Here is a 16022-nt window from a genome sequence, read left to right as displayed (position 1 = left end):
TTTTCTTTATCCCTGGCGGGGCGTGACCCCGTGGGGCGCACTCCGTCCAACATCGCTGGAGTGTGCTCATGTTTGGTCTCTATCCTGCCGGCGCAAGCTGGACAAAACTCGTCGCTTCCAAAGCGAATGCCCGCGCCCTTCAACAGAATCTCGTGGAGCGTGCGGGATTCGTTGCCGGGATTTTTCATCAACCGTTCGGCCAAGCGCGCGGATTTGCGGTCGCCCAGCGCAACGGCTTTATCGTGCTGGCTGATTCGATCGAATCGGATCAGCCGGAGCTCGCCGTGGTTCCGGACGTCCAGTTGCAAAACCTGCTTTGGTCCTTCAATAGTGGCTACGCAGGCCAATGGTCGCCGCGTGAACTGCAAGCGATGACTGGCAAGGCCGATTGGAATGGCGTCCTCACGGGTTCCGTTGCGGACTTTGCGGCCGTGTCCGAGGCTGTCGAACACGCCGCGGTCGGCACGCTGTTGAAGCCGGCTCCTGCTCCTGCTCCATCGGTGGCGACTGACCCGTGGCCTGATGACGGCAACGAAGCGTGGCTGCCGGCGGACTACCTGCACGATGCCCCGTATCAGGAGGTGTCGTCATGCGTCCGTTGAAACTCGTGCTCGAAGGCTTTCTCGGCGTTCGCGACGGCATGAAGCGCGAACGGCTCGAGCTGGATCTGGAAGTGCTCCCGACCGGACTGATCGCGCTGACCGGCCCGAACGGTGCCGGGAAAACGACGATCATGGACAACCTGCATCCGTACCGGATCATGCCGTCGCGCGCAACGAAGCTGTCGGTCGATGCGTTCTCGTATTGGGATCATGTCTACGGCGTGCAGGCCCGCAAGGAATTCGAATGGACGCACGACGGCATCCGCTATCGGTCGGAGTTCGTATTTCGCAGGCCGGGCAAGACCGGGAAGGCAGACTACTTTCTGTTCTATCGCACGACTGACGGAGAGTGGCGGCCCGTGACATTGCCTGACGGCACGGTGTCGGACGGCAAGGGCGAGACCTACGATCGTTGCATTGAGGCGATTCTCGGCTCGCTGGACGCGTTCTTTACGAGTGCATTCTCGGCACAGAACCGTCGGCCGCTCTCGTCGTATGGCGCGTCCGAAATCAAGGCGCTGCTAGCCGAACTACTGAAGATCGAACACCTGCGCACGCTCTCCGCGAAAGCGGGGGACGTTGCGAATGCACTGTCCAAGCGGCTCGACGTCGTGCAGCAGGAGATCGTTGCGTTTTCCGGCAAGCGTAAGCGCGCCGAGCAAACGCAGCAATCGATCGCAACCGATATCGAGGCGCTGACCGCCGCGAAAGTGCAGCGCGACGCGTTGCAGTCGTCGACGGCAAATCTGACGCAGCAGCGGGTCGGGCTGGTGGCGAAGCAGTCCGAAAACGCGGGTGTCGAGTCTCGACTCCGCGATCTCTCTACGCGACGCATCGAGCTTAATGCCACGCTGCAGGCGATCGATCGTGACGCGACGGCGGACCGGCAACGGTCCAGCCAACGTCGAAGCGCGATCCAGTCTGCGATTCGAGGCTTCGAGGGCACGATTCAGCAACGTGATGGCATTCTGGGCGCAGCGGCCGCTCGCGACGGGGCGGTGCTCCGTATCGGGCAGCTGGAACCGCGCCTTGAGCCATTGCAGCGCACGATCACCGAACTCGATGCGAAGCGTTTGCATCTGGTGACGCTCCGCTCGTCGCTCTCTGCGCTGCAGTCCCAGGGCACGTCGGCCACGACGCTGCTGGAGAACCTTCGGGCGCAGGCCGCGGTCGTTGACGCGGTGCCGTGCGCGGGCATGGAGATCCACTCAACCTGTCCGTTGCTCGCTCAAGCGCGCAAAGCATCGCATGAGGCCACGTCCCAGACGGTGACGATCCAGGACCTTCGGGGTCGCTACCGAACGCAAAAGGCGGAGGCCGACGCGCTCGAGCCCGCGCTCGCTGAACTTCCGGCGAAGCTGGCCGAATTGAAGAGTGTGTCGGAAAGCCTCTCGGCCGAACGACAGGCGTTGCAGCGCGCGACCGATCTTGCTGCTCGGAAGCCGTTGCTCGATGCAGCCGAAGCCGGGATGGTCACGTCGCGCGCCGAACTGGCGACGTTGGCTAAAGACGAGGCCGAATCCACGCAACGTCGGGAGACGGAACGTGCGCGGGTGTCGTCGCTGATTCGGGAAGTCGAATCGGAGGTACGCCGCCTTGCGGACGTCGATGTCACGCAAGCCATCGCGGACGTCGACCGGCAACTGACGGAGTGTCGTAACGGGCTGACGGCGACGGACGCGCGGATCGAGGCACTAATTCGCAGTCAGGCGACGCGCGAGACCGAATTGGCGGGCCTCGAGCGCGATCTTGCTGGGTTCGACGCCACGCAGGCGTTTGCTGCCCGTATTTCCGACGAGATCGCGCAATGGAAGCTTGTGTCCAAGGGACTCGGCAACGAAGGCGTGATTGCCCTGACGATCGACGACGCCGGGCCGGCGCTCACGCAGACGGTGAACGACCTGTTGCTGGCGTGTTACGGCACCCGGTTCACAGTCGAGATCCAGACGCAGCGCACGCTCGCCAACGGTGACTTGCGGGAAGGGTTCGAGATCCTCGTGCACGACGCCGACAACGTCAGCACCAAGGCGGTCGGGGTGATGTCGGGTGGGCAGAAGGTCTGGATCAACGAGTGCCTGACGCGTGGCATCGCGCTGTATAGCGCCAGCAATGCCGGTCAGCCGTACCAGTCGCTGTTCAGTGACGAGTCGGATGGGCCGCTGGATCCGCAGCGCAAAGTGCAGTTCATGCGGATGAAGCGAGAGGTGTTGAAGCAGGGCGGCTACGAGCGGGAGTTTTTCATTTCACAGACGCCTGACCTGATCGCGGAAGCTGATGCAGTAATCGATGTAGCCGCGCTGGCCCATTAGGGCGGCGCGAATTTCTGTTAGCCCTTGTGGGGAAAGTCCCCGCAAGGGGCGTTCCTCGCTTTTTTTTATGATGAGGAACGCCATGAATTTGAAGTCCACGATGATCGCCCCGGCACGCAGCCTGACGATCTCGATGCGTCCAAAACCCGTTCGCACGGGTACGGAACACGTCTACGAGCTGAATGGTTCGCGCCTGCGCGACGTGCTCGTCGACGGACGTTGGGTAATGGTGGCGGCTACTGCCGTCGTCGCGTCCTGAACCATCGATGCAGGATCGATCGATGAACGGGATGACGAACCTGGTGATACTGATGATCGCGATGCACGGCAGCGCACCGGCGCCAACGCCGGTCTACCGACACGCGGGATTTACGCAGTCGGCCGCTGAGAAGCGGTCGACCATCAAAACGGACGCGATTGTCTGCAAGGATGGCCGCGTCAGAACCTTTCCGCTCGGCCAACCAAGGCCGTGCTCCTGACCGACTGCTTGACCGGCCCCGCTTTCGAAAGATCGCGGGGCTTTTCCTCGTATACACCTTGGAGAATCGCATGAAAAAGCAAATCCAGATCGCGACGCTCTTGGCGTCAATGTTTTGTTGCGGTGCGCTCGCCTTTGCGGTGCGCGCGCACGCCGAGACCGGTCCGGCTGTCGAAGTGGCGTTCTCGCCGAATGGCGGCGCCGAGCGGCTCGTACTTCGCACGATCGACAGCAGCGACGCTCCATTCGTGTGATGGCATATTCGTTCACGTGGTCCGCGGTGGTGCGCGCGCTGATCGACGCAAAGCACCGCGGCGTCGATGTCGCCGTGACGGTCGATTATCGGAACAATCTCGAGGAGGATCGCAGCGGCCGCGCAAAGGCCGCGCTCGGGAGCCTGGTGTACGCGGGCATTCCGGTGCGCATCGTCAGCGCCTATCCGCTGCAGCATTCGAAGTACGTCGTCGTTGATGGCATCACGGTCGAGACGGGCAGCTACAACTACAATCAACAAGCGGTCAGGTTCAACTCGGAGAACGTGATTGTCGTGCACGGCAATGAGACGATCGCCGATGCCTATCTCAGAAATTGGGAGACTGTTTCGGCACGCGGTGACCTGTACCGCGCGCCGCAAACCCGATCCGCCTCTAACCTTTAACCCTCGCGGGAGCACGCTCCCGTTGGGAGGGTGTTCCCACTCACAATGGGAACAGCAACATGTTCAACGAAAGGACTGAGCGGATGGAAACCGCGATCGCGACGCTTGTCACACTCATCGCGCAAGGCTACAAGCTAGCTTGTGCGGTCAGCGGCGGCAAGGACTCTACCTGCACCGCAATCCTCGTGCTCGAAGCTGCTCGACGCGCCGACGCCGATTATCCGGGCGAGCACTACATCACCAGCGCCGACACGATGATCGAAAACCCGAGCATGCACTGGCATCTGCAGGTCATGCTTGACGAGATCCGCGACTGGTCGCGTGCCGATGGCGGCGGGGTGTCGGTTCACGTGGCGACGCCTTCGCTGGCTTCGCAGTTCGTGGTTGCCACGATCGGACGCGGCACCCTGCCGCGGACGGTTGAGAACGGCGTGAAGGACGGCAAGCGCATTCGTGCGTGTGCATCGGACTGGAAGGTCGATCCGCAAAATCGGCTGCGCGTGTCGCTCGAGCGATCGGCGGCAGCCGGTGGAGGTCGCGAGGTCGTCACCGTGCTTGGCAATCGCTTCGACGAAAGCGGCAGTCGTCTGGCCGCCATGGTCGGGCGAAGCGAGAGCGCGCATAAACCCGTCCGGAAAGCCGACGGCTATCTGACACTTTCGCCGATTGCGAAATGGTCGACGGACTCTATTTGGACCATGCTCGCATTGTCCGCCTACGAGGAGCGACGCCCCGTTCCATCACCGGTGTCTGCACGCTCGATCGAGCGCTTGTCGGCGTTGTATCGTGCCGGGAACGAAGGCACGTGTGGCGTGATTCTCGGTGAATCCGGCGCCCGTGCGGCTTGTGGCTCGCGAGAGGATGTTCTCAAGTACCGTGTGGGGCAAGATGCTCCAACGCTGCTTCTCGCAGGGCATCCGAAAGCTTGGGGTCGTCAACCGCACGCGCTAGCAGTAGCGCTCCAACCATCGTGGCTACAGTAACAAGCGCAGATTCATGCGCATCGGGTTGTCCCCAGTCAGGCGACTGGCGAGCAACAAGATCAATCATTTCCTTGATGTGTCGAGTGGACACACGTCGAATCTCAGGCACTTGACGCGGCATTTCTGAGCCGAGGGCAGCGACAGGGCACCCAAGCTCGGGGTTTTCGACGTGCTCTTTGGAAAGATAAGCACGGACAAGCGACGCTAATGCTTGCTCTGGAGGGGCACAGGCTGCGATGCTAGCCGACGCGGCTACGGCTTCCGCGCCCGCGCGGTCAGCCGCCTCAGCCAACATCGCCTCGCGCGAAGCGAAGTGAGCATAGAACCCGCCGTGTGTCAGGCCCACTTCCTTCATGATATCGGCAACGCCGGTGCCATCATATCCGCTGCGCCGAATGGCACGCGCTGCGGCCTCGACGATGCGCTGATGGGTCAACTCCTTACGGCCGGGTGTGGTTCGTGGCATGTTGACTGCAACTGCATGTTTGTATGATGAACATCATATACTATTCTGTGAGAAAGGGTTTCGCGCGGAATTGATGACGTCTCTGCTCTCGAGTGCCAGATCGTCGGATTTGGTCGAGAGAAAGACTCGAGATTGGGATTCGCGTATCTGCGATTCCGCGTTGGGTGACAGGTGAGTCTCAGGTTGCTCGCCGTTTCCGCGCGGGTGGGGCGGCCGAATCAAATTCTTCCGTATGTATCCGTCCAGCAATGACGCTGCTTGTGGCGGACTCGACTCTGTCGCGCGCCGCGCCAAGTCCAATGATGAGGTTGTTGCACATTGGCAAAAGGACTTCCGAAGGCGGGTCGGCAACGTCGGCGAAGTGTCCTGCAAGCTCGAGCATCACGAATCCATGTACAGCACCCCATAGCTGCCGAGCAATGTGAGATGGGTCGGCCGGCTGGACGCACTTGGCTGCCACAAGACGAGCACATGCGTCGACCAATTGGGCATAGGCAGCATTAAATGCCGGAGAATGTTCACTCGAAACCGGAGCGGTACCGACCCGTGCAGGACCGTATCTAGTATGAATTGAGAGACCAAACATCAGGTCATACAGATGGGCGTTGCTTCGTGCAACGTCTCGATGCGCCAATGCCATTCCGCACAAGTCGACCAGCGGATTATCCGTCTTCGGGACTAGCTCAAATGCAGTGGCCAGTCTACAAAGGCCCTCGTCGGCAACGGCTCGCAGAAGTTCCGGAACCCCGCCGAAGTAGTTGTAAACGCCCATCGTCGATAGGCCAGCTTCGTTTGACACCGACCGAGCCTTCACTTCAGAGGGACCGTTCGTCGCAAGCAAGCGGATCGTGGCTTCGACAAGGCGGGTGCGGACATCAGGGTTTGACCTAGCAGTGGACATATTGCAGTTGCTCCATAACGAAGTTATTCTATCAAATAACGATGTTATTTGGCATGACCTCTGGCCGCAAGTTCGTTAAGCGGAGGCGGCGTACCAAGCACAACAATCGAGGTGGATCGTCGTGGCATCAGTGGGATCTAGAGGAGTGCAAATCGCTTGGAGGAAGGTGATTTCATCGACCTCGGATGTGGCTTGTGTTAGGTGGTGCGAGCGACGCGATTGGCTTTCCTGGTCTGCCAAAGGAAGCGGGGCGCCGATGTTCTCAATTGATTTGATGCATCGAACCGAATCTGCCAGCAGCCGCCCTGCCGACCGTAGACGACGCCGCGATTTACCCACGAGAGCGTATCAGCTCGTCAAGTTTCAGAGGATTGAGAGATGAAGATGACACCTGCGATGCCCGGGCGCCTTGATGTCGAAGCCCGAGGTTCCGTACTGATCGTACGGCTGGAAGGGGGGCCATTGGGGCTGATGGGGCTGAACATGGCCAATGCCCTTGCTGCGTTAGTGGACAAGCTGGAGTCAGACGATTCCGTCAAGGCGGTCGTCCTGACCGGAACCCATCCGGGGCGGTTCATTGGTCATGCGGATGTGCGTTGGTTGCAGGAGGGCGGCAAGAGCATACCGGCCGTTGGGCTTGGTCTTGCTTCAGCGATCGCGCGAGCCTCCGCTGCAGTTCGTCGTGTGCCTCCGCTGGCAGTCGTTGCCTCCGTTACGCCGATGGAAGGCGGGATGCAACTGGACGAACTGCACGACACCTTCCTACGAATGAATCGATGCGGAATTATCTTTGTCGCAGCACTGAACGGATCCGCGCTCGGGCTTGGCAGCGAGCTCGCTCAGGCCTGCGACATCCGTTTGATGGCGGACGGCGATTTCTTCATCGGCCAGCCGGAAATACTGCTTGGTATCAATCCCGGCGGCGGAGGCACGCAACGACTGACACGCCTGGTGGGCGCACATCGCGCCCTCATGATGATGCTCGAGGGTCGGCCAGTACCTCCCAGGAAAGCGCTCGAAATTGGTCTGGTTGACGAAGTTGTGCCTCCTGACGAGCTTCTCGATCGAGCGATTGAACTTGCCAGGTACATGAGTTCCCGCCCGCGAGACGCAATCGCGGCGATCAAGCGAGCGGTGTACCTGGGCGGATCCATGTCGTTGGAAGAGGGATTGCACGTGGAGCGCACCGAATTCATCTCAATCTCGCCGACCGAGACCGCACAGTCTCTAATGGTCGAATACCTCGAGCGCACCGCTCGTGATGGTGACCTGCCGTTGTACGACCCTTCAGTCTACGAGGAGGCACTTAAGGGCGGCCGTTTCCCTTCGCACAGCAACGGCTCAGCAAAATGAACACGATGCCTATTTCACAGATTTCTCAAAAATTCAACCGTCGGGAGGTCCGGTTTGTCTCCGGTGAAACCTACTGCTCTGCATGGCTTTACTTGCCGGTTGGAGTAAAGCGACCACCGATCGTTGTGCTCGGGCACGGGCTCGGCGCGGTCCGTGAAATGCGTCTCGACGCGTATTCTGAGCGTTTTGCTGCTGCAGGAATCGCAGCACTGGCATTCACGTATCGCTATTTCGGTGACAGCGGTGGCAAACCCAGACAGCTGATGTCGGTGAAACGTCAGCTTGCTGACTGGGATGCAGCATTGGACTTCGTGAAAGGATGTACCGATGTCGATGGAAGCCGAGTCGCAGTCTGGGGAAGCTCATTTGGCGGAGGGCACGCGATTCAAGTGGCCAGCCGTCATCCCGAACTGCTTGCGGCCATCAGCCAGTGCCCGTTTACCGATGGGTTAGCATCCGCGGCAGCATTAGGTGTAATGGCCTCAATGCGCATGACACCAGTCATTCTGCGGGACTATGCGGCAAAGCTGTTCGGTCGCCGGCCAGTGATGGTCCCGATCGCGGCGGAGCCCGGCCAGCCGGCGTTGATGAACGCCCACGACGCTCTGCCTGGTTATCTGGCTCTGATCCCTAAGGGGGGAAAATTCGTCAATCACGTGGCGGCAAGAGTGATTCCCGAGATCGCGACGTATCGACCTGGTCGCGCGGCTGCAAAGGTTCAGTCACCAATTTTGTTTTGTGTCAGCACGACCGACACAGTGACGCCGGCGGATCAGACCATCGCGCTGGTGAGGCGAGCGCCGCGTGGCGAAATCAAGTTGTATGCCGCCGGACACTTCGACTTTTACCTTGGCGACCATTTCGAACGACTGGTGTCGGACCAGATTCAGTTTCTCACCGAACACCTGATTGGACGTTCTGCACCCTGATGTCGATGCCAGACTTTCCCACTTACCTATAGAGAGCGATGATGAGTTTTTCCAATCTTCCAGGCCTGCGTGCGGCGTCGGCGCCCACCGCGCCATGCATTGAGGATGCAGCGACTGCCCTGTCGAACGAGGAGTTTTACTCGAGCGTGCTCGAAGCGGCAGAGGTATTCTCGAATCTGGGTGTAGAGGCTGGGGATGTCATAGCCATCATGCTGCCGAATCAGGCCGAATTTGTAGTGGCAATGTTCGCGGCATGGCACTTGGGAGCTGCAGCCACTCCGGTCAAGCCGAGTCTCACTATCAAGGAGGCCACCCACCAAATCGTCGATTCGGGAGCGAAGTTGGTTGTCAATGCTACCGGTGAAAGCGTCGTTCCTGACGTCAGGTCCGTTCCGGTTGCTGCGTTGGCGGGGGGGGTGTGCCATGGGGGAGAACCGATAGATGATCAAAGTAAATTGGCACTCCTTATCTATACGAGTGGAACGACGGGGTTGCCAAAAGGCGTGATGCTGGATCACGCCAACGTTGAGGCCATGACGGAAATGGGTCGACAGTCGCTCAAGGTTACGTCGGCGGATCATTGTCTGCTGGTGCTGCCTCTCTTCCATGTCAATGGCATTGTAGTGAGTACCCTCCTGCCGTTGCTTGTCGGCGGCCGAGTTACGATCCGCGAGCGCTTTGACATCAACACGTTCTTCGAAGACGTCGCGCAGTATCGGCCGACGTATTTTTCCGCCGTTCCGACAATCTACGCGCTCCTTAACGCGCTGCCGGACCACGTCAAGCCCGATACGTCGAGCCTGCGGTACGGGATCTGTGGCGCAGCACCGGCGTCTGCCGAATTGCTGAAGAGTTTCGAATCTCGCTACGGCTTCCCGCTGGTTGAGGGCTATGGTCTGTCCGAGGCGACCTGCGGCTCGACCATCAACCCAGTCAGCGGGGTCCGTAAAACCGGAACGGTGGGTCTGCCCTTCGTTGGACAACGGATTGCGATCGCGGATCCGAACGGTACCCACCTGCCACAAGGCGCCACTGGTGAAGTACTCCTCCAGGGCCCCAATGTCATGCGAGGTTATCTGGGAAAACCCGATGAAACAGCGAAGACCATTGTGGATGGCTGGCTGCACACCGGTGACATCGGGCGTATCGACGAGGATGGCTACCTGTCCATTGTCGGACGTCTGAAAGAGATGATCATCCGCGGTGGCGAGAACATTTACCCCAAAGAAATCGAAGACGTGCTGTCGGAATTCCCTGGTGTGTTGGAAGCGGCCGTAATTGGCGCCCCCGATGAAACGCTTGGCGAAATAGTTATCGCCTATGTCGCGTATCGAACCGGATTCACCGGCACCGAGGCTGAGCTGAACGAGCACTGTGCAGGCCGGTTGACACGCTACAAGAGACCCGTCGAGATCAATGTTCTCGACAGCATTCCGAAGAACGCTGTAGGAAAGATCGACAAGCTCAGGCTGCGAGACATTTGGAAGGCTGGAAACAGATGAGCGTGGGTAGCGACGCTCCTCCTTAACGCCAAATTGCAGTTGGTCCAATGAGGATCGTCACGAGAAACGCGGCCGAGCGTGCAACGTTATGCCGATGGCGTTTGAGCTTCGCATTGCTACATTACATCGGAAGTTCGACAGATGAAGGATGCTTTCGACATGAATACGCATCTCAATGTGGTGCATGACAGCCGGGTTCCAACCGTGTCACCGGCCCCCTTGATTCCGGGCAGGCGGCCGGCGATCTTCGTGACCGGCGCGGCGTCGGGGATCGGACGCGCCTGTGCAGAATTGTTCGCGCGGCGGGGGTGGTTTGTCGGTCTGTATGACATCAATGCAGATGGCGTTGCCGCAGTCGCCGCGACCCTGGGTGAGGGAAACACTATTTACGGGGTACTCGACGTAAGTGATCCGGATGCGTGGGGAGGAATGCTTTCGACATTTTGGGCGCGAAGCGGTGGACGGCTCGATGTGCTGCTCAATAATGCCGGAGTTCTCTCATCGGGTCCTTTCGAAGAGATTCCGTTGGGCAAGCACTACGCGATGCTGAATGTGAATGTTCGGGGGATGGTGACAGGTTGCCATAGCGCGTTCAGGTTTCTGGCGGGAACCCCGAATTCCCACGTCGTCAATATTGCGTCTGCGACAGCAATTTATGGCCAACCGGAACTCGCAACGTACTCGAGTACGAAGTTCGCAGTACGCGGATTCACCGAAGGTCTCGACGTCGAATGGAGCAAGTTCGGCATTCGTGTGAGTGATATCTGGCCGAGCTTCGTCAATACTGCAATGGCCGACGGTTTCAACAATCTCCACAGTGCGAAATCGCTTGGCGTTCGACTCACGCCGGCCAACGTTGCGGAGACCGTATGGGCCTGCGCGACGAGCAAAAACCTGTTTCACCGAACTCACTGGACTGTCGGCTTACAAGCCGGAATGCTGTCGCTCGCCACACGCCTCGCACCGTCCGCCATCACGCGGTGGGTCGTCCAGCGCATCGCACGATGACCAGAAGCGCAATTCGCAACTCGCATTTTTGGTCCAATGATAATCACAGATGATGCAAATCGCGCAGATTAGAGGCGGGATCGTAACGGACATCGAGGCATATCGGCATTCGAGGTAGCGCGAGGTGAAGAATGGGAGAGGGGAATTGTTTTGATTAGCACTACATTTGATTACGATTGGATTGTTATCGGGTCTGGGTTTGGGGGCAGCGTTTCGGCACTGCGCCTAGCGGAGAAGAATTATCGCGTCGCAGTGATCGAGCGCGGCCGGCGCTTTCGCGACGAAGATCTGCCCGAATCCGCTTGGCAATTGAGCAAATTTCTATGGGCACCCATGCTGGGCATGAAGGGCATCATGCGCATGCGTGTCTTTCGTCATGTATTCTTTCCCAGTCAATCGGCGGTCGGCGGTGGCAGCACCGTTTATGGTGGGGTTTTATACCGAGCCCGTCGAAAATTCTTTGACGACGCCCAGTGGCGGGAACTCGGCGATTGGCAGCAGCTGCTCAAACCGCATTACGAGGTTGCCGAACGCATGCTCGGTGCCAGGACCGTGCCATTCGATTCGACAAATCAGCGCTTGGCTCGTGAAATGGCGCTGAATTTCGGAAAGGAGGACGATTTCGTTCTTTCTCCTACTGGAATTTATTTTGGTAAACCAAATATTACGGTAAAGGATCCTTATTTCGGAGGAGAAGGCCCGGATCGCACCGGGTGCACTCATTGCGGCGCCTGCATGGTGGGATGTAGGGTAGGCGCCGTGAATTCGTTGACAAAGAACTACTTGTGGTTCGCGGAGCGTCTTGGCGTCCAGATCGCGGCCGAGCGTGAAGTCGTTGACGTTACGCCGTTGGGGGCTGCCGACGGCAGCGACGGGTATCGTGTGGTCACGCAGCGATCCGGTGGATTACTTGGTCGCAGGGATCGAAAGGTTCATACCGCGCGTGGTGTGGTTTTTGCGGGTGGGACTCTGGGGACCAACGAACTGCTGGCCAATTGCAAGTTGGGTGGCTCGCTGCCACGAATCAGCATTCGCCTCGGCGAGCTGGTGCGTACCAACAGCGAGTCGGTACTAAATGTCCGCCTTCCTACGGATATGAAGACCTGGAACGATGTTACGGCAAGCAGCAGTGTACGATTGGACGACGATACTCAAATCGAATTCCTCACATACGGCCGCAACGCCGACCTCATGGGCATGATGTATACGGTTCTGGTCGGCAAGGGCAATCGCCTGACCCGGCCATTGCAATGGCTGACGAACATTACATTGCATCCGCTGCAGTGGATCAGGACGTTGTGGCCGGTGGGATGGAGCCGCCACATGGTCACCCTGCTGGTGATGCAAGCGCTGGACAACGCCATCGTGCTGCGTGCCAGAAAGAGGTGGATGCGGCATGGCTACCGGCTCACGACGGAACAGAATCGTGATCGTCCGAACCCGACGTATATCGACATCGGTAATCGGGCAGCCCAATGGCTGGCAAAACGTACCGGCGGCATTGCTCAAAGCAACGTACTTGAAGCGTTGGCCAACATTCCGACCACTGCCCATGTGCTGGGCGGCGCTGTAATTGGTGCAAGTTCCGCGTCCGGAGTTGTTGACCGAAATTTGCGCGTATTCGGATACCGGAACTTGCTGGTCTGTGACGGCGCCGCAATGCCGGCCAATCCTGGTGTCAATCCGGCGTTGACGATTACAGCACTAGCCGAGTATGCGATGTCACAAGTGCCGGAAGCCGGTTCGGAGTGGCTCAATCAATCATCAGCAAGCGAGACTGCGCGCTGAGTGAAAAAAACGGGCAACGCGGAACGTGCGAAGGGTGGCTTCCCGAGCGAGGTGCACTCCGTCGAATCGCTAATTGTCATTGAATGTCGATCGACGCGTCGATCCAACTGCCGTGCGGTTGGGTATCCCGAGACCCTTCAACGCGCTCCGGATGGCGCCGGCCCGCCAATATTACAACCACAGTACCGTTTCATTCACTTATCTACAGATGCAAAACCGGAGGAGACAGGATCTTGAAGAATCGAGCATTCGCAATTACCGCCGCGCTGCTGACGGCCACAACCGCGCACGCGCAAAGTGCGGGAGATTTTGTCGTGAATACAGGCTGGTTTCACTTCGCGCTGCAGGACTCCAGTCGCCCTCTTACCGTGTCCGCATTCGGTACGAGTACCACCGTTGCAGGCACTGGCGCGTCGGTTGACGATTCTGATACCTTCGGGCTCACAGCGACGTACTTCATTACCGATCACATTGCTGCTGGTGCCGCTCTTGGCATACCTCCGAAGTACAGGCTAACCGGGACGGGATCCCTCAGTGCGCTTGGCCGGATCGGTTCCGCGTACGAGTGGAGCCCGGCGCTATTGCTGAAGTACTACTTCAACGACGCGACGAGCAACTTTCGTCCGTACTTTGGTGCCGGTGCATCGTATGTCTGGTTCAGCGGTGTGAAATTGGAACCCGCAGCCGCTAGCGGTGCTTTCCTGTATTCGCCGAGGTTCGGCAATGCGCTGGAAGGACCGACCACCGCCAAGCTGAGCAGTTCGTTTGCGCCGATAATCAATGCGGGACTCGCCTACAACATCAACAAGCACTGGTCAATCGATGCATCGCTTTCTTATATGTGGCTTTCTTCCAGGGCCACACTGACGACGCTATCCTCCCAGGGAGCTGTTACCAGTAGTACGAAGCTCAAGCTTAATCCTATCGTTTCATTCGTATCCGTAGGGTATCGCTTTTGACACTCACCTAAGTCGTATGAAGCGGGGGCAGGCCCGCGTACTTTTCCACACGAGTGGATCACGAAAAATGTGGAAAATTTGCGCGGCATCGTGCTGCGCATCAACGGAAACGTCGTTCGTGGGACTCCATTACAGAAGCACTGGGCACGCGATGTTTTGTCAGTGTAATGCCGTTACCTCAGAAAAGCGGTAGGCACACAATCTAACAGGATGGCTCGTTATGAATTTTTCTAGCTACGCAAAGTGCACGCCCGGTAGCGTTGTCAAGCGCTGGGTAAGTGTGACGATAGCCGGTGCAATTCTGACCGGCGCGTTACCTGCGTTTGCCGGTGTTTCCGGCACGCCGGTGGGCGTATGGCAGACGATGGATGACCAAACTCAACAGCCTACAGCGCTTGTACAGATTGCACAGAACGGCGATGGCACAATCAGTGGGAAGATCATCAAGGGATTGGGCGCAAACGACTCACCCGAGCGCCGCTGCGTGAAATGTACCGATGAACGCAAGGATCAGAAAATCCAGGGGATGACCGTCGTTCGTGGAATGAGACAACAAGGCGACGAATGGGACGGTGGCAAGATCCTCGACCCGATCAGCGGCAACGAGTACAGCTGCAAGATGCGCCTCGAGGCAGGAGGGCAAAAGCTCGTCGTGCGTGGCTATATAGGGGTCTCGTTGCTTGGCCGGTCGCAGACCTGGATCCGCCATGGCGATGTCGTCGAACCAGGTGCACAGAACTGATGTCGCATATCGAAAGTGCCGAACTTTGCCATTTTCAGGTGCATGACATAACGTAAGTCCGCCGGCCAAATGAGCGCTCGGACATCATGCTCAAAATCGAGCATCTGCGAGGTCCCGCGGCGTCGGTCGGCAAGCGAGAAATCGCGTGTCTTATAACACGAGGAGGCTGGACGATGAAGGCGTTGATATGCCGGGAATTCGGACCCATTGATCAGTTAGTGCTCGATGATGTCGCTCAGCCGGAACCAGCGACTGGCGAGGTACGGATTCGCGTGCAGGCCGCTTCACTCAATTTTCCCGACACTCTGATCGTGCAGGGCCTTTACCAGTTGAAGCCTGCATTGCCATTTTCACCCGGAGCCGAATTCTCCGGCGTGGTCGATGCCGTCGGTGAGGGTGTCGACGATTGGCGAATCGGCGATGCAGTTGTGGGTTCGACGGGCTATGGCACGTTTGCGGAGTACTGCGTCGCCGATGCACGACATCTCATGAAAATGCCGGTCGGTATGGAGTTTGATCTCGCCGCGTCTTTCATGCTGACCTACGGCACATCGCTACACGCTCTGAAGAATCGCGCATATCTGCAATCTGGCGAGACGCTGCTTGTGATGGGGGCAGCCGGTGGCGTTGGACTTGCCGCGATCGGAATCGCAAAGGCGATGGGTGCTCGCGTCATCGCCGCAGCATCGACACACGAAAAGCGCGCTCTGTGCCGCGACTTGGGGGCTGACGAGACGATCGATTATACGACCGAAGATCTCCGTCGTCGTGTTGCCCATTTGACCGAGGGTCGCGGCGCCGACGTCGTGTTTGATCCCGTCGGCGGAAAATACAGCGAGGCTGCGCTGCGCGCGACCGCGTGGCGCGGGCGCTATCTTGTGGTCGGCTTTGCCGCGGGAGAAATCCCAAAGATCGCGCTCAACCTCGCGTTGCTCATGGAACGCGACATTCTCGGTGTGTTCTGGGGCGAGGCGGTGCGGCGCGGACCGGCGCAGCACATTGCAAACATGCACTTGCTCGCGAGCTGGTTCAACTCCGGCAAGATACGCCCAGTCATTTCTGAGCGCCTACCGTTGGCCGGAGCGGCCGATGCAATGGCCCGGATGGTGGCTCGAAAGGTGATGGGCAAGATCATCGTGCATCCGGGAATGTGATCGTGCTTCAGCAACACGAGACGCCGCCCGTTGCGTATTTCGGACGAACGTGACCGGCCGTTTCGGGATCGTGACCGGCGATTTCGGCAACGTGACCGGTCATTTCGGGAACGTGACCGAGCGGACCGGAAGGCAGGATTGGCGTTGCGCATGACATCACCCACGCGGGCTATGCTCGCCGGCTTTGGCC

17 protein-coding genes are annotated in these 16022 nt (G+C 58.8%); 15 read left to right on the top strand and 2 right to left on the bottom strand.

Annotation, left to right across the window (positions count from 1 at the left end; translation table 11 throughout):
- Nucleotides 1-68 precede the first annotated feature (68 nt).
- The 7 genes from G3N94_RS01825 to G3N94_RS01800 all read left to right on the top strand — a co-directional run bounded on the left by G3N94_RS01825 (nt 69) and on the right by G3N94_RS01800 (nt 5030).
- Nucleotides 69-602: a hypothetical protein gene (locus G3N94_RS01825; protein ID WP_205790376.1), complete on the top strand. Its 534-nt coding sequence runs from the start codon at nt 69-71 to the stop codon at nt 600-602.
- Complete coding sequence (locus tag G3N94_RS01820; RefSeq protein WP_205790483.1) at nt 590-2911, top strand: AAA family ATPase; 2322 nt, start codon at nt 590-592, stop codon at nt 2909-2911. Before G3N94_RS01825 ends, G3N94_RS01820 begins: the two co-directional genes overlap by 13 nt.
- Nucleotides 2912-2993: 82 nt before the next feature.
- Entirely contained in the window at nt 2994-3170 is a 177-nt protein-coding gene (locus G3N94_RS01815) for a hypothetical protein (protein WP_205790375.1), read from the top strand.
- Nucleotides 3171-3192: 22 nt separating this feature from the next.
- Nucleotides 3193-3390, top strand: a complete 198-nt coding sequence (locus G3N94_RS01810) for a hypothetical protein (protein WP_205790374.1) — start codon at nt 3193-3195, stop codon at nt 3388-3390.
- A gap of 70 nt (nt 3391-3460) precedes the next feature.
- Nucleotides 3461-3643 carry a hypothetical protein gene (locus G3N94_RS42115; protein WP_241021503.1) on the top strand — a complete coding sequence of 61 codons (183 nt, stop codon included), beginning with the start codon at nt 3461-3463 and terminating at the stop codon, nt 3641-3643.
- A 26-nt stretch (nt 3644-3669) separates the two neighbouring features.
- A complete protein-coding gene (locus tag G3N94_RS01805) occupies nt 3670-4047 on the top strand; it encodes a phospholipase D-like domain-containing protein (RefSeq protein WP_346778627.1) in 378 nt (125 codons plus the stop codon).
- Nucleotides 4048-4106: 59 nt separating this feature from the next.
- Entirely contained in the window at nt 4107-5030 is a 924-nt protein-coding gene (locus G3N94_RS01800) for a phosphoadenosine phosphosulfate reductase family protein (RefSeq protein WP_241021501.1), read from the top strand.
- Here the strand turns inward: G3N94_RS01800 and G3N94_RS01795 are convergent.
- Both G3N94_RS01795 and G3N94_RS01790 read right to left on the bottom strand, forming a co-directional pair.
- Nucleotides 4915-5496 (bottom strand): TetR/AcrR family transcriptional regulator, encoded by a 582-nt coding sequence (locus tag G3N94_RS01795; RefSeq protein WP_205790373.1) that lies wholly within the window; start codon nt 5494-5496, stop codon nt 4915-4917. The two genes, G3N94_RS01800 and G3N94_RS01795, sit on opposite strands and share 116 nt — an antisense overlap.
- Before the next feature lie 178 nt (nt 5497-5674).
- The gene (locus tag G3N94_RS01790) at nt 5675-6397 is read right to left on the bottom strand and encodes a TetR/AcrR family transcriptional regulator (protein WP_205790372.1); all 723 of its coding nucleotides are present in this window, start codon (nt 6395-6397) and stop codon (nt 5675-5677) included.
- A gap of 378 nt (nt 6398-6775) precedes the next feature.
- Between G3N94_RS01790 and G3N94_RS01785 the strand changes: the two genes are divergently transcribed.
- The 8 genes from G3N94_RS01785 (at nt 6776) to G3N94_RS01750 (ending at nt 15832) form a co-directional block, all read left to right on the top strand.
- Complete coding sequence (locus G3N94_RS01785) at nt 6776-7750, top strand: enoyl-CoA hydratase/isomerase family protein (RefSeq protein WP_205790371.1); 975 nt, start codon at nt 6776-6778, stop codon at nt 7748-7750.
- The gene (locus G3N94_RS01780; protein WP_241021500.1) at nt 7747-8679 is read left to right on the top strand and encodes an alpha/beta hydrolase; all 933 of its coding nucleotides are present in this window, start codon (nt 7747-7749) and stop codon (nt 8677-8679) included. The genes G3N94_RS01785 and G3N94_RS01780 overlap by 4 nt, the downstream gene beginning before the upstream one ends.
- Before the next feature lie 38 nt (nt 8680-8717).
- Entirely contained in the window at nt 8718-10181 is a 1464-nt protein-coding gene (locus G3N94_RS01775; RefSeq protein ID WP_205790370.1) for an AMP-binding protein, read from the top strand.
- A 141-nt stretch (nt 10182-10322) separates the two neighbouring features.
- A complete protein-coding gene (locus G3N94_RS01770; protein WP_241021499.1) occupies nt 10323-11189 on the top strand; it encodes an SDR family oxidoreductase in 867 nt (288 codons plus the stop codon).
- Between the two features lie 150 nt (nt 11190-11339).
- Entirely contained in the window at nt 11340-12977 is a 1638-nt protein-coding gene (locus G3N94_RS01765; protein ID WP_241021498.1) for a GMC family oxidoreductase, read from the top strand.
- Between the two features lie 230 nt (nt 12978-13207).
- Complete coding sequence (locus G3N94_RS01760) at nt 13208-13936, top strand: OmpW family outer membrane protein (RefSeq protein WP_346778630.1); 729 nt, start codon at nt 13208-13210, stop codon at nt 13934-13936.
- A 220-nt stretch (nt 13937-14156) separates the two neighbouring features.
- Nucleotides 14157-14678, top strand: a complete 522-nt coding sequence (locus tag G3N94_RS01755; RefSeq protein WP_205790368.1) for a DUF2147 domain-containing protein — start codon at nt 14157-14159, stop codon at nt 14676-14678.
- 173 nt (nt 14679-14851) lie between these two features.
- Nucleotides 14852-15832 (top strand): NADPH:quinone oxidoreductase family protein, encoded by a 981-nt coding sequence (locus tag G3N94_RS01750; protein ID WP_205790367.1) that lies wholly within the window; start codon nt 14852-14854, stop codon nt 15830-15832.
- Nucleotides 15833-16022 lie beyond the last annotated feature (190 nt).

Source organism: Burkholderia sp. Ac-20353 (genome assembly GCF_017104785.1).
Taxonomy (GTDB): Bacteria; Pseudomonadota; Gammaproteobacteria; order Burkholderiales; family Burkholderiaceae; genus Burkholderia.
This window is presented reverse-complemented; position numbering and strand designations above follow the sequence as displayed.

Excerpts from the sequence above, each read along its gene's own strand:
- G3N94_RS01825 (WP_205790376.1), top strand. The coding sequence starts at position 69 with ATGTTTGGTCTCTATCCTGCCGGCGCAAGCTGGACAAAACTCGTCGCT.
- G3N94_RS01820 (WP_205790483.1), top strand. The coding sequence starts at position 590 with ATGCGTCCGTTGAAACTCGTGCTCGAAGGCTTTCTCGGCGTTCGCGAC.
- G3N94_RS01815 (WP_205790375.1), top strand. The coding sequence starts at position 2,994 with ATGAATTTGAAGTCCACGATGATCGCCCCGGCACGCAGCCTGACGATC.
- G3N94_RS01810 (WP_205790374.1), top strand. The coding sequence starts at position 3,193 with ATGAACGGGATGACGAACCTGGTGATACTGATGATCGCGATGCACGGC.
- G3N94_RS42115 (WP_241021503.1), top strand. The coding sequence starts at position 3,461 with ATGAAAAAGCAAATCCAGATCGCGACGCTCTTGGCGTCAATGTTTTGT.
- G3N94_RS01800 (WP_241021501.1), top strand. The coding sequence starts at position 4,107 with ATGTTCAACGAAAGGACTGAGCGGATGGAAACCGCGATCGCGACGCTT.
- G3N94_RS01795 (WP_205790373.1), bottom strand. The coding sequence starts at position 5,496 with ATGCCACGAACCACACCCGGCCGTAAGGAGTTGACCCATCAGCGCATC.
- G3N94_RS01790 (WP_205790372.1), bottom strand. The coding sequence starts at position 6,397 with ATGTCCACTGCTAGGTCAAACCCTGATGTCCGCACCCGCCTTGTCGAA.
- G3N94_RS01785 (WP_205790371.1), top strand. The coding sequence starts at position 6,776 with ATGAAGATGACACCTGCGATGCCCGGGCGCCTTGATGTCGAAGCCCGA.
- G3N94_RS01780 (WP_241021500.1), top strand. The coding sequence starts at position 7,747 with ATGAACACGATGCCTATTTCACAGATTTCTCAAAAATTCAACCGTCGG.
- G3N94_RS01775 (WP_205790370.1), top strand. The coding sequence starts at position 8,718 with ATGATGAGTTTTTCCAATCTTCCAGGCCTGCGTGCGGCGTCGGCGCCC.
- G3N94_RS01770 (WP_241021499.1), top strand. The coding sequence starts at position 10,323 with ATGAAGGATGCTTTCGACATGAATACGCATCTCAATGTGGTGCATGAC.
- G3N94_RS01755 (WP_205790368.1), top strand. The coding sequence starts at position 14,157 with ATGAATTTTTCTAGCTACGCAAAGTGCACGCCCGGTAGCGTTGTCAAG.
- G3N94_RS01750 (WP_205790367.1), top strand. The coding sequence starts at position 14,852 with ATGAAGGCGTTGATATGCCGGGAATTCGGACCCATTGATCAGTTAGTG.